The 13,225-nt window shown below is 64.8% G+C and carries 11 protein-coding genes; all 11 read right to left on the bottom strand.

Annotated elements, in window-relative coordinates:
* Positions 1-9: 9 nt before the first annotated feature.
* The 11 genes from GUV69_RS14505 to kdgD all read right to left on the bottom strand — a co-directional run bounded on the left by GUV69_RS14505 (position 10) and on the right by kdgD (position 13,209).
* Positions 10-651, bottom strand: coding sequence for an AmiS/UreI family transporter (locus GUV69_RS14505; RefSeq protein WP_164203625.1), 642 nt, complete (start codon positions 649-651; stop codon positions 10-12).
* A 215-nt stretch (positions 652-866) separates the two neighbouring features.
* Positions 867-1,844, bottom strand: coding sequence for a carbohydrate kinase family protein (locus GUV69_RS14500; RefSeq protein WP_164203622.1), 978 nt, complete (start codon positions 1,842-1,844; stop codon positions 867-869).
* A gap of 28 nt (positions 1,845-1,872) precedes the next feature.
* On the bottom strand, positions 1,873-3,378 hold the full coding sequence (locus tag GUV69_RS14495) for a glycoside hydrolase family 32 protein (protein WP_164203619.1): 1,506 nt from the start codon (positions 3,376-3,378) through the stop codon (positions 1,873-1,875).
* A gap of 119 nt (positions 3,379-3,497) precedes the next feature.
* On the bottom strand, positions 3,498-5,102 hold the full coding sequence (locus GUV69_RS14490; protein WP_164203616.1) for an ABC transporter substrate-binding protein: 1,605 nt from the start codon (positions 5,100-5,102) through the stop codon (positions 3,498-3,500).
* A gap of 70 nt (positions 5,103-5,172) precedes the next feature.
* Positions 5,173-6,132: a carbohydrate ABC transporter permease gene (locus tag GUV69_RS14485; protein ID WP_244292733.1), complete on the bottom strand. Its 960-nt coding sequence runs from the start codon at positions 6,130-6,132 to the stop codon at positions 5,173-5,175.
* Between the two features lie 7 nt (positions 6,133-6,139).
* Positions 6,140-7,114 carry an ABC transporter permease gene (locus tag GUV69_RS14480; RefSeq protein ID WP_164203612.1) on the bottom strand — a complete coding sequence of 325 codons (975 nt, stop codon included), beginning with the start codon at positions 7,112-7,114 and terminating at the stop codon, positions 6,140-6,142.
* Positions 7,111-8,154, bottom strand: a complete 1,044-nt coding sequence (locus GUV69_RS14475; RefSeq protein WP_244292732.1) for a LacI family DNA-binding transcriptional regulator — start codon at positions 8,152-8,154, stop codon at positions 7,111-7,113. Before GUV69_RS14475 ends, GUV69_RS14480 begins: the two co-directional genes overlap by 4 nt.
* Before the next feature lie 120 nt (positions 8,155-8,274).
* Complete coding sequence (locus GUV69_RS14470; RefSeq protein ID WP_164203610.1) at positions 8,275-9,195, bottom strand: AEC family transporter; 921 nt, start codon at positions 9,193-9,195, stop codon at positions 8,275-8,277.
* A gap of 141 nt (positions 9,196-9,336) precedes the next feature.
* Positions 9,337-10,665 carry an enolase C-terminal domain-like protein gene (locus GUV69_RS14465; protein ID WP_164203607.1) on the bottom strand — a complete coding sequence of 443 codons (1,329 nt, stop codon included), beginning with the start codon at positions 10,663-10,665 and terminating at the stop codon, positions 9,337-9,339.
* Positions 10,662-12,269 (bottom strand): aldehyde dehydrogenase (NADP(+)), encoded by a 1,608-nt coding sequence (locus tag GUV69_RS14460; RefSeq protein ID WP_164203604.1) that lies wholly within the window; start codon positions 12,267-12,269, stop codon positions 10,662-10,664. The genes GUV69_RS14465 and GUV69_RS14460 overlap by 4 nt, the downstream gene beginning before the upstream one ends.
* 25 nt (positions 12,270-12,294) lie before the next feature.
* A complete protein-coding gene (kdgD, locus tag GUV69_RS14455) occupies positions 12,295-13,209 on the bottom strand; it encodes a 5-dehydro-4-deoxyglucarate dehydratase (RefSeq protein ID WP_164203601.1) in 915 nt (304 codons plus the stop codon).
* Between the last annotated feature and the right edge of the window lie 16 nt (positions 13,210-13,225).

Raw genomic sequence — 13,225 nt, 5'->3', positions numbered from 1 at the left:
ATTCCATTATCAAAGTGAAGCGTAGGAATTTTTCGATGTCAACCGCAGGGGACGCCCGCAGGAAAGGCGCTTGACGCGGCCGAGGTACGCCGACACGACAAGGAGGAGGCTGACCAGTGCAGCGGTTCCCGCAGCGGCCGGCCAGTCGACGGGCCATGACCCCAGCAGACCCATGAGCGCGGGAATTGTGGTTGTTATCTGACTGGTCAGCACGAGTGACCAACCATTGAACGGTGTGATGCCCGAGCGGCCGAGCGCAGCGCGGACATAGGACAGCATCCACAGGAAAGCCCAGCACAGCCACAGGACACCGAGCAGAGGATCCCCGGGAAACGACGCAATCGCAAGAATGATCCCAAGTACGCCCACCAACCCGCTAAACCACCCGACGCCCTTGGACCCGAGGTCCAGGAGCACGTCCAGCCCGGCATATAGGTACGTCAACCCGAACAGGAACACGCCCGATGCACCCAGGAAGAGCTGGGGCGAAAGGCTGGCGATGAGCCCTGCATAGGTAAGGCCCAGCGCAAGCTGGGTGGAACCGATAAGGATACTGAAGACAGCTGAGTCCCGGAGGGAAACCCGGCCGAGCAGCGCGAGCCCGTTTACCAGCAGTGCCGCTCCGGACAGAAGGAGACACAGATGGATCATGCGGCCTACTCTCGTGAATTGCAGTGATCGCCGCTTAGGGCGGAGATCACGACGAAAGCGGCGCACCTGAAGTGCCGCTTCTGTGCTGTTTAGGGGATTTTCCGGCGCGCAGTGGTGCCACAGGATGATGTGAGTCAGGCTACGTTCGCCCTTCGGCAGGGTCAAGAAATTCCGCTATTTGGCGATTGTGACTGTCCCGCCTCAGGCAGCCGGCTTCAGGAACGGGAATGGGGTGGTCCGGGACGCCTTCGGCGGTCACCTGACGCCCGGAGGCCCGCGCGGAGCTCGTCGCCGGTAGGAGGGTTTGCGCCGGCCCGGCCCACGGTGATGGCGGCCGCCATGGCTGCCGTGCGTCCGATTTGTTCCAGGACGGAGGGTGCGAGGCCGTCGGTTCCGCGGGTGAGGAGTCCCAGGATCAGTGCGGACATGTATGAATCGCCGGCGCCGATGGTGTCGACGACCTCTGATGCCGCTGCCGGAATGCTGAGGCGAGTGGCTCGCGTAGCCAGCAATGAGCCGGATGAGCCTTTGGTGATGACGGCGAGCTCCGCTCCCAGGCCCAGGATGTGGGTGGCGGTTTCCTCGGGTGCCTGTAGCGGGTAGAGCCATCGTGCGTCCTCGTCGCTGAGTTTCACGACGTCGGTGAGATACACCAGTTCCTCGAAAACGCGCTTTGCCTCGGTATGGGTTCCGAGCAGTGCGGGCCTGATGTTGGGGTCGTAGGTGATGGTGCATTCCCCGCGGAGCTGCTGAAGGATTGCCTTGACCTTGGCGGCGCCGGGGGCCAGAAAGCTTGCGATCGAACCGGTATGCAGGACTTTGGGCGGGGCCTGCGCAAGGTCCTGTGGTTCAACATCCCAGGTGATGTCGAAGGCATAGCTGGCTGAGCCGTCCTCCGCGATGGTGGCGGTCGCCGTGGACGTTCTCGCCAGGGAACGGGAGCAGGGGAGGAGCCTCACGCCGGCGCCTGCAAGGTGGTTTTCGATCGCCTCGCCGCGGCGGTCAGCGCCGACGGCGGTGAGCAGCCCGGTGCTGACTCCCAGCCGGGCCAGGCCGTAGGCGACGTTGGCCGGGGACCCGCCGGGGTGGTTGCTGGTGCCCGCGGGGGTGCTGACGACGTCGGTAAGGGCTTCCCCGATCACGACGACGTCCGTCACCTGCCGCAGAGGGTTCTGCTTGCCGGTGTTGTGCATGTCTGTCTTTCCTGGCTTGGGTGCCGCCTTACGCGAACTGAGTGACCACGAGTTCGTCGACGGTTGCTGTTCCGCCGCTGGCGTAGAGGGAGAGTCCGGTGCTGGTTTCGGCCGGGAAGATCAGTTCCGTCAGGGTGACCTGGCCGCCCCGGGCGAAGACTTCAACCGAGCAGCGGTCCACATAGATGGTGAGGTGGTAGGACCCTGCCGCGGCTTGGATGGGGGCTGTGTCGATGGACGGAAACGATTCGTGGAAGTCCGTCCGGCCGGATTCCCGGCGGTCAACGATGAGGGAACCTTCGCCGGGGCGGATGCCGACACGAGTTCCCTTTACGCCGTCCCCACGCAGGATGAGCCCGAATTCCTCGGCGCTTCCCGGGGCGAAGGCGACGTCGATGCGCTGGACTGTGCCGGCCGCGCCGGTCAGTTCCTGCACGCCGTCGTGGACGGTCGTCGCGGAGAGACAGAACGGCTCCGCGCCGGCCAGGGCAGTCCAGTCGCCTGCGGGTTGCTGGACCAGCCGCAGGTTTCCGTCGGTGATCTGGAGGGATATTTCGCGGGCGAGCGTCATTGGGCTGCGCCAGGGTGAGGTGGGGATCTGGTTGGCGTATTCCCAGTTATTCATCCACGCCATCATGAGGCGCCGGTTGTCCGGTGCATCGCTGAACGAGACGCCGGCGTAATAGTCCCGGCCCCAGTCCAGCCATTGGTACTCGCCCAGCCGGTCAGCGTCCTGGAGGCCTTCGGTGACGGTGGTGGCCGAGACGAAGGTTTTCCCGTCAAAATCTCCCACGAAGTACTGGCCGGCTGAGCCGTTGTTGGGGCCCCCGGGGTTGAGGTTGACGGTGAGGACCCACTTGAGGTTTTCCGGGTCGCCGTCAACGGGCAGGGGGAACAGGTCGGGGCATTCCCAGACACCGCCGGTGGCGTTTGCCGGGCCGAAGCTGCTCAGCAGCTCCCAGTTTTTTAGGTCCTCGGACTTGTAGAGCACCACCTGGAAGTCTGTGGCTTCGACGGCGACCATCACCCAGTAGCTGCCGGCGCCGCCGTCGTACCTGATGACTTTGGGATCACGGAACTCTGCTGATCCGCGGTTCAGCACCGGGTTGGCTGCGTGTTTGGTCCAGGTGTAGCCGCCATCCAAACTGTAGGCCAATGACTGGGCCTGGAGGCCCTCATGCGGGGAGCCCGGTTTGAACGCACTGGTGTAGACGGCAACAAGCGGGGCGATGGTGCCGGTGCCGAAGCCGCTGGTGTTGTCACGGTCAAAGACGATGCTGCCGGAGAAGATGTCTTCACTGTCGTCGCAGGCGATGGCGGTCGGGTGTTCGGTCCAGGTGAGCAGGTCCGGGGAGGTGGCGTGTCCCCAGGACATGTTTCCCCACACGTTGCCCAGCGGGTTGCTCTGGTAGTAGAGGTGGTAGACGCCGCCATGAAAAATCAGGCCGTTGGGGTCATTGAGCCAGGTGTTCCGGGCTGCATAGTGCAGGGCCGGCCGGAAGGTCTCGGCTGTCGTGGCGATCGCGGCAGTCATGGAGATGACGTCTCATTTCTTGGCAGGGCTGGTCTCTGCAGGTCCTTGGGGGAAGGCTGCACGCGGATGAGCGGGGGAGGTAGGGCCGGCGGAATCGCCGGCCCCGCCCATTCCGCGGTCTAGGAGTTCTTTTTGTAACGGTCGTAGGCCTGCTGGTAGACCTCGATCATTTTGTCGACGCCGACGTTCTTGAGCTGGGCGACGTAGCCGTCCCATTCCTGGTCGATGCCCCCGGATACGATCCACTTGGCCATGTTCTGCTTGACCAGTGAAGTGGTGTCGGTCTGAATGGTGCTGATCTGCTGCAGCTCTTCGTTGGAGAGGGCCACCGGAGGGTAGCCGTCGTTGCCGGCGAAGGGCTTGTAGAGGTCGTTGACGGTTTTCTGGCGTTCCGCGGCGCGTGGTTCGGGAGCGACGACGGTGGTGAAGTTCTCGGCGGTGTTCGCCTTCGGGCCGCCCGGGGCGACTTTCTGGCGGCGTTCGCCTTCGCTGGTTCCGGCCGGGGCGGGGATTTGGGTCAGCAACCCGCTGGCATCCTTTTGCAGGGTTTCGCCGATGGGTCCCCAGTTCGCCTGGGCGGACTGGATGGGGTCGTAGAGGTTATCTGCCCAGCGCATGGTCGCGGCCGGGTATTTGTTGTTCCGCGTAATGGCGAAAGCGCCGCGGGCGATTTCCTGGTTGTTGGACTGGCTGGCGATGCGTTGTCCGTTTACGCCTTCCAGGACCGGGACGAGCGAGTAGTTGTTGGCGCGGTCAGCGCCGACCATCTCGGGGACTTCCCACCAGACGAATGAACCGAGGTTTTCGGTGGCGGCTTTGCCCTTGGCCAGGTAGGCCTTGTCGTCCTGGGAGAAGGACTCGGGATCGATCAGGCCTTCCTGGTACCACTCGTGCAGGGTCTGGATGGCCTTCTTGTAGCCATCCTGGGTGGGGGTGAAGATGACCTTGTCGTCCTGGACGATGCGGTGGTCCATGTTGTCCGGCACTCCGCCGAGGGCGGCGATCAGGTCAACAATGTCCCCGCACCAGGAGCCCGGCATAAAGCTGAGGGGGATGGTCTTGCCCGTCCCGGAGGCGTCCTGGGTCTTGAAGGCCAGCAGCGCTTCGTGAAACTCGTCAATGGTCTTTGGCATGGGGATGTTGAGTTTTTTCAGCCAGGACGTGTTGATGGCCAGTTCGTTGGGGAACTGGACCAGGCCGAGTTCCTCGATGGACGGCAGGGAGTAGATGTGCCCGTCCGAGGAGGTGATGGCGGCTTTGATGTCGGGCCGGTCCGAGAGCAGCCTGGAGAGATTGGGAGCGTTCTTCTCAATGAGCCCCTCGAGCGGGATGAGCGTGCCGCTGGCGGAGTACGTGGCGATCTCGGCATCGGTCAGGCCGGTATTGAAGAAGGCGTCGGGAAGGTCACCGCTGGCGAGGATCAGGTTCTTCTTCTCCTGGAAGACCGTCTCGGGCAGGTTCTCCCACTTGATGTGGACGTTGGTGGCTTTTTCCCATTCCTTCACCACGGTCATGGTGTTGTAGTCCGGGGCCAGGGCGGCTTTGGTGCCGGAGAAGGTCAGGTCGAGTTGCTTGCTGACGATGGGGAAGCCTGTTTCCTGGAAGCCGAAGTCCGCGGAGGCGTCTTTGATCTCCGTGCCTGAGCCGCCGCCGGAGCAGGCGGTGAACATCAGTGTTCCGGCCAGGACGGCGCCGAGGGCAGTGAATTTGCGGCTAAATGCCATGGTCATTCCTATTCTGAGGGGGATGGTGCCGTCCGGCGGCGGGTGCCCGGACGGCCGATGCGGGGAGGAGCTATTTGACGGCGCCGATCATGGCGCCCTTGGTGAAGTGCTTCTGCATGAAGGGCAGGGCAATCATGAGTGGCAGGCTCGAGACGACGATCATGGCGTATTTGGTGAGCTCTGCGATCCGTTGCGCGGCGGCATAGGATTCGATGTCTCCGCCCGTGGTCCCGGTGGAGGAGACATCTGACTGGATCAGGATGTTGCGCAGGACGAGCTGCAGCGGGTATTTGGAGTCGTCGTTGAGGAAGATCAGCGCGTCAAAGAATGAGTTCCACTGGGCCACGACGTGGACCATGATCATGAGCATGATCAGTGGCTTGGACAGGGGCAGGACCATTTTGAAGAAGAACGTGAAGTCGGTTGCCCCGTCCATCTGCGCGGCTTCACGCAGTTCGTTCGGAATCGTGTGTTCGAAGAAGGACCTGGCGATGATCAGGTTCCACACGCCCACCGCTCCCGGCAGGACCACGGCCCAGACGGTGTCCAGCATGCCCAGGTCGCGGACCACCAGGTACTTGGTGATGAGCCCGCCGTCGAAGAACATGGTGATGACGAACAGGAGCATCAGGATTTTTCGGCCCGGCATGTCCTTGCGGGACAGGGCGTAGGCGCCGCACAGGATGGTGCTGACGCTGATGGCCGTGCCGAGCACGGTGTAGATGACGGTGTTGCCCAGGCCGTTCCAGATCCGGCTGTCGGCGAAGATCCGCTCGTAGCCTTCGGTGGTGATGCCGGAGGGGAAGAGCCAGACCTTGCCTTCGTAGACGGCGTTCGGGTCGCTGATGGAGGCGATGACGATGAAGTACAGCGGGTACACCACGGCCAGGATGGACAGCAGCAGGACAGCGGTGGCGCCGATGGTGAAGGCCCGGTCGCCATATTTGTCCCGGAGGGTCGGCTTGGGGCGGCCCTGGGTGGCGGGCCGCGTCGGGATGTCGGTGGGGCGGGGGTTGGTTGTCAGAGACATTTCGGCATCACCACAGGGTCGCTTGATTGGCCCGGCGCGCAATCGTGTTGAAAACAAGCAGCAGCGCCAGGTTGAGGAGGGAGTTGAACAGGCCGATGGCGGCCGAGTAGCTGAACTGCGCCTGCTGCAGACCCGCGTGATAAACGTAGGTCTGGATGATCTCCGACGTTGAGATATTCAGGGGCGTCTGCATCAGCAGGGCCTTCTCGAATCCGACGTTAAGCAGGTTTCCGATGGCCAGGATGAACAGGATGGTCACCACCGGCATGATGCCGGGCAGGTCAATGTGCCGGATGCGCTGGAGCTTGGAGGCGCCGTCCACCTTGGCCGCGTCATGCAGGGCCGGGTCGATGGCCGCCAGTGCAGCGAGGTAGACGATCATGGAGAAGCCGGCGTTCTGCCAGACATCGGAGATCACGTAGATGGGGCGGAACCACTCCGCCGATCCCATAAAGAAGACCGGCTCTCCGCCGCCCAGTTGGATGGCGTTGTTGACCAGCCCGGACCTGGGGGAGAGGACTACGAACATAATGCCCACCACCACCACCGTGGAGATGAAGGCGGGCGAATACAGCACCGTCTGGGTGAACTTTTTGAACCGCTCGCTCTGCAGCTGGTTGACCAGCAGGGCCAGGATGATCGGGATGGGAAAGGCCAGCAGCAGGCCCAGGACGGCGATCCACAGCGTGTTCCCGACCACCTGGCCGAACTGGTAGGAGTTCACGAACCTGATGAAGTGGGTCAGGCCCACCCACGGGCTGTCCGTGAACCCGTCCACCGGGTTGTAGTTCTTGAACGCGATCTGCACGCCGTACATCGGCCAGTACTTGAAGACCAGGATGTAGATCACGGCCGGAGCTAGTAATACGTATAACTGCCAGGCACGGGAAATTCTCTTCAGGCGGAGCGAAAGAGAATTTTTCCGCTGCGGCAGCGGTGCCGCAGCAGGACGCCCGCGTCTGGCCGGGATGGTGCGGCTCATGGCATCTCCTTGGGATGAGTCACTGAGTTCCGTTCGATCAGAGGGCAGTCCATGAGCTCGACCCGGCCATCGGGTTCCGCGTCCTGGAGGATCAGTTCAACCGCGCGCCGGCCCATGGCGACGAACGGCAGTTCAAAGGTAGTCAGGCCCGGGCGGAGGAACGGCGCCAAAGTCGCCTGATTGTCGAAGCCCACGATGGACACGTCCTCAGGAATGGAAAGGCGCAGGTCCGACACGGCCTGGTAGGCACCCCAGGCGCCGCGGTCGTTGGCGCAGAAAATTGCCGTCGGCACGTTGCCGGAGGTCATCAGCTCCATCGTGTACTTGTAGCCGTCTTCCTCGCCGCCCGAGCCGAAGCGGACCAGGTCCGGATCCAGTTCCAGCCCCGCTTCCTCCAGGGCCTTCCGGTAACCGTCGTACCGCCCGACGGCTGCCGGCAGTTCGCTTTCGAGGCTCTCGATGTTGATGAGTGCGATCCGGCGGTGCCCCGCATCCAGCAGCCGGCGAGTGGCCGAATATCCACCCTTGGCTTCGTCCGGAGCGACGCTCGCAACCCGCCCGGCCCGATCCTGGGAATTCAGCACCACGGACCGGACGCCCGCCAGAACCTCCGGGACGTCCAGTCGCCGGTGGTACATGCCGGCGTACACCACGCCCGCAACCTTGTAGGACAGCATGGTCTCCAAGGACGCGGCCTCAAGCTCCTTGTCGCCGCCGGTGTTGACCGTCAGCAGGAGGAGCCCGTCCTCCCACGCCCGCTGCTGAGCACCTTCGATGATGGCGCCGGCAAAAGGAGTGGTGGCAACGGTATCGCCGATGAACCCGATCATCCCGGCCACGCCTTCACGTAAGGTCTTGGCGTGGGCATTGGTGCGGTAGCCCAGCCGGGTCACGGCATCCTGGACCTTTTTCCGCGTCTCCTCCGAGAAGCGTGATCCGGAAGCAGAATTCAATACGAGGGAAACGGTGGCCTGGGAGACGCCGGCGGCAGCAGCGACGTCGTGCATTGTCGGTCCTGACTTTGGCCGTGATCCAGCCATGGGCACCTCCTTGGGCCATCTTCGGGTCTGGTTATTCGTATAACTTGCATAACTGTAGCCTGCGTCACTTTGAGCGTCAAGAGCGCTTCCCAGGCTGAGGTCCGCAGGATCCGCCGCGGCCTACCCCAGCAGCCAGGCGATCACGAGCAGCGCCCCCACGCTGAGCACCGTCGTACACAGGATGACGTCGCGGGCTACCGTCATCCCTCGGCCGTAGGGGGAGGCGAAGAGGAACACGTTCTGGGCGGTGGGCAGCGCGGCCATGATCACGCTGGCGAGGAGGTGCTGCCCTTCCAGTCCGAAGACGAACCGGCCCAGCACCCACACCACTGCAGGCATCCCGGCAATCTTGAGGAACGTGGCCACCAGCGTTTCAGTGCGGCCGTCTCCCTTCTGCAGCGGCGCACGGCCGGCGAGGGACAAACCGAACGCCAGCAGGACCATGGGCACGGCACCGGCGGCCAGCATGTCGATGGGTTTCTGCAGCAAGTCAGGGGCATCCCAGCCGGTCAGTGCCACCACCACGCCCAGTGCCGAGGCAATGATCATGGGATTCGCGAACGGCGTGAGCAAAACCTTCCGCCACGACAGCCGGGACCCCGAAGCCAGCCCCATCAGGGTGAGGTAGAACGGGGCCATCACCAGGAGCTGAACCAGCAGCACCGGCGCCACGTGCTGCGCCGTGCCCACCGCGTACAGCGAAACGGGGATGCCGATGTTGTTGGCATTCGCGTAGCTGCTGGCCATGGCCCCGACGGCGGTCTCCGCCACCGGGCGCCGGAAGAACAGGAAACTGGCCAGGGCATAGAGGAGCCCCACTATCGCTGCCGAGAGCAGCGCCAGCGGGGCGTCGGTTCCGAGCGCGGCCCGGATGTCACTGCCCGCCACCACCGTAAACAGCAGGGCGGGGTTGGTGACGTAGTAGGCGGTGCGGGTCAGGGCACCCTGGACCTCCGGTCCCAGAATCCGCAGCCGGGCGGCGAGGTAGCCCACAAAGATGACGGCGGAGACAATCAGGATTCCGGAAACTACGCCGCCCACAAAGTGCGCCCTTCTATTTAGCTGTCTGGCTGTTTAGCTCTCGGGCATGGAACCCCGCACGGCCGTCTCCTGTTGCGAAGGAGGTCCGGCCGTGCGGAAGCTTCGGTACTGCAGTCGCAGCGGCCGCAGCAGCAAAGGCGGCTAGCGCACCAGGCAGGGCCGCTTCGGGTCGAAGGACCAGCCGTCGATGTAGTACTGCATGCCGACGCTGTCGTCCCGGGCGTCCAGGCCGTGCTGCAGGTACAGCTCGTGCGCCTTGTCCAGGGCGGCACGGTCCAGTTCGATGCCCAGCCCAGGGGCGGAGGGCACCTCGATGGCCCCGTCCTTAATCTCCAGCGGGTTCTTAGTCAGCCCCTGCCCGTCCTGCCAGATCCAGTGGGTGTCCAGCGCGGTGATCTCACCCGGGGCGGCAGCACCTGTGTGGGTGAACATGGCCAGGGAGATGTCGAAATGGTTGTTCGAGTGCGAGCCCCAGGTCAGGCCGAACTCGTTGCACAGCTGCGCCACCCGGACCGACCCGGACATGGTCCAGAAGTGCGGATCAGCCAGCGGAATATCGACGGCGTTACTGCGGATGGCATGCGACATCTCGCGCCAGTCCGTGGCGATCATGTTGGTGGCGGTCTTTAGGCCTGTGGCGCGGCGGAATTCGGCCATCACCTCGCGGCCGGAGAACCGGCCTTCGGCACCGCACGGATCCTCGGCATACGCCACAACACCCTGCATCCGCTTGCCCAGCCGGATGGCCTCCTCCAGGAGCCAGCCGCCGTTCGGGTCCAAGGTGACGCGCGCTTCCGGGAAGCGCTTGTGCAGTGCGGTAACAACGTCAACCTCGTCGTCCCCGGACAGCACGCCGCCCTTGAGCTTGAAGTCGCTGAAGCCGTACCGCTCCTGCGCCGCTTCGGCCAGGGCCACCACGGCCTCAGGCGTCATGGCCTCCTGGCGCCGCAGCTTCTCCCAGCGGTCTGACGGCGCGTCCTCCACCAGGTAGGGAAGGTCGGTCCGGGCGTGGTCACCAATAAAGAAGAGGTAGCCGAGCATGGGGACCGAGGTGCGCTGCTGACCGTCACCGAGCAGTTCCGCGACGGGAACACCAAGGAACTGGCCGTGCAGGTCCAGCAGGGCGGACTCGACGGCGGTGACTGCGTGGACCGTGGTGCGCAGGTCGAAGGTCTGCAGTCCACGGCCGCCGGCGTCGCGGTCGGCGAATTCCGCGGCAATCTCGCGCAGGAGCGACCGGAAGCGTGCCACCGGCTTGCCGCTGATCAGGGCGCCGGCTTCCTCGATGGTGGCCTTGATCTTCTCGCCGCCGGGCACCTCGCCAAGGCCGGTGCGGCCGTCGGAGTCGGTAATGATGACCACGTTGCGGGTAAAGAACGGGCCGTGCGCGCCGCTGAGGTTCATCAGCATGCTGTCGTGGCCGGCTACCGGAACCACTTCAACGCGGGCAATAGTGGGCTGGGTGCTCATGCGCTGACCTCTGCATCTGCCGCCACCACGGTGCCGTCAACCCGCCGGTTGAGCTGCCACGGGTTCGTGTCCCGCAGGGGAGCGGGCAGCAGTTCCTGGGGCAGGTTCTGGTAGGCGACGGGGCGCAGGAACCTGTTGATGGCGAGGGTGCCCACGGAGGTGGTGCGCGAATCCGAGGTGGCCGGGAACGGGCCGCCGTGGACCATGGCATGGCCCACTTCGACGCCGGTGGGCCAGCCGTTGACGATGATGCGGCCCACCTTCTGCTCGAGCGCCGGGACCAGGGGTGCCGCCGTCGCGTAGTCCGCCTCGGTGAGCTGCAGCGAAGCGGTCAGCTGGCCCTCGAGCCGGCCGATGGCTTCCAGCAGTTCGGCGGTGGAGGCGTAGCGGATCACCAGGGACGCTGCGCCGAAGATCTCCTGGTGCAGGACGTGGTTGGTGACAAAGTCCCGGACCTGAGTACCAAAAATGGTGGGCGCCGGGGCGTTCTCGGTGGGGCCGGCGGTGCCCTGCCCGACGACGGTGACGCCGTCCGCGGAGCCCAGCGCCTCGGCGCCGGCGTTCCAGGATCCGGCAATGCCCTCGGTGAGCATCGTCTGTCCCGCACAGGCCGAAACAGCGCGTCCGACGGCGGCAGCAAGTTTGTCACCCAGCTCGCCGGCGGGGGCGAACAGGAGTCCGGGAGACGTGCAGAGCTGTCCTGAGCTTCCGGTGACGGCGGTGACGTAGGCGGCGGCAAGGGCATCGATCTGCTCGGCGGAGCCGCTGAGGGCGCCCTCGAACACAAACACCGGGTTCAGCGAGGACATTTCGGCGTAGACGGGGATCGGCTCGGGCCGGGCGGCGGCGGTGTTCATCAGCGCGATGCCCGCAGCCTGGGAGCCGGTGAAGCCCACGGCCTTGATGGCGGGGTCAGCCACGAGGGCCTGGCCAATGCTGGCGCCGGGGCCGTAGATCAGGGAGAACACACCCGGGTGCAGGCCGTTATCTGCAACAGCCTTGGCAATCGCCTGGCCCACGAGTTCACTGGTGCCCGGGTGGGCGTTGTGCGCCTTGAAAACCACCGGGCAGCCGGCGGCGAGGGCGGACGCGGTGTCTCCGCCCGCCGTCGAAAACGCCAGCGGGAAGTTGCTCGCGCCGAACACGGCGACAGGGCCCAGCGGGATCTGGCGCTGGCGGATGTCGGCGCGGGGCATCGGGGTGCGCTCCGGCAGCGCCGGATCGACGCGGACACCGCGGAAGTCGCCCTGGCGGACAACGTTGGCGAAGAGGCGCAGCTGGCCTGTGGTGCGGGCGCGTTCGCCGGTCAGGCGGGCGGCAGGCAGGCCGGTTTCCTGGCCGGCGCGGATGATGAGTTCCTCGCCGATGGCCTCGATGTTGTCCGCGATGGCATCCAGGAACGCTGCGTGGGCTGCGGGGTCCAGCGTGCTGAAGGACGGGTAGGCAGCCGCGGCGGCGGAGGTCGCCGTCGTGAGCTGATCTTCGGTGATCAGCGAATACGCGGGATCGAGCTGTTCGTTGGTGGCGGGGTTGAAACCGAAGGCCGTTTTGCCGCCGCCGACGACGGGCTGGCCGGCGATCAGGGAATGTCCGGTGAGTGTCACTGTGGTTACTCCTTGGAGAGGGTGATCAGGAGATGCTGGCGATGAGGGCTTTGAGGTCCGCGAGGTCCTGCGGCGCCAGGTTCTGCAGCGGCGGGCGGACTCCGCCGACCGAGCGGCCGATCGCGTCCAGGCCGCCCTTGACGATGGAGACAGAGTAGCCCTTTACGCGGTCGCGGATGTCCAGGTACGGGATCACGAAGTCGTTGAGCTTCTTGTTCACGGCCACGCGGTCGTTGTTGCGGACATCCTGGTAGAAGTCCAGGGCGAACTGCGGGACGAAGTTGTACATGGCGCTGGAGTAGGTGCTCATGCCCAGCTGCAGCAGCGGGAGGGCGAACGTTTCCGCGGTAGGCAGGCCGCCGAGGTAGAACAGGCGGTCGCCGAGCTTGGCGTAGACGCGGGCATCGTGTTCAAGGTCGCCCACGCCGTCCTTGAAGCCGATGAGGTTTTCGTGGCGGTCGGCAAGGGTGGCCACCGTGGTGTCTTTGTAGATGGCGTTGGCGCGGTTGTAGATGATGACACCCAGCGAGGTTGAGCTGCAAATGGCGCTGACGTGGTCAACGAGGCCGTCCTGGTCTGCTTCGGTCAGGTACGGCGGGAGGAGCAGGAGGCCGTCGGCGCCGGCGGCTTCGGCAGCCCGGGCGTTTTCGATGGCCTGGGCGGTGGAGCCGCCGGCGGAGGCGAGGACGGGGACAATGCTGCCGACTTCATCGACGGCGGCGCGGACCACGCGCTCTGATTCTGCGGGGGTGAGGGAGAAGCCCTCGCCGGTGCCGCCGGCTGCGAAGAGGCCGGCTACCGGGAAGCTGGCCTGCCAGGCCAGGTGCTTGCGGTAGCTTTCTTCATCGAACTGGAGGTTGGCGTCGAAAGAGGTCACCGGGAAGGACAGCAGGCCTTCCTTGAGGGTGTCTGCCAGTTCCTGAGGGGTGTACTTTGCCACGATGTTGTCCTCTGTG

Source organism: [Micrococcus luteus] ATCC 49442, assembly GCF_010367585.1.
Lineage (GTDB): Bacteria > Actinomycetota > Actinomycetes > Actinomycetales > Micrococcaceae > Arthrobacter > Arthrobacter luteus_A.
This window is presented reverse-complemented; position numbering and strand designations above follow the sequence as displayed.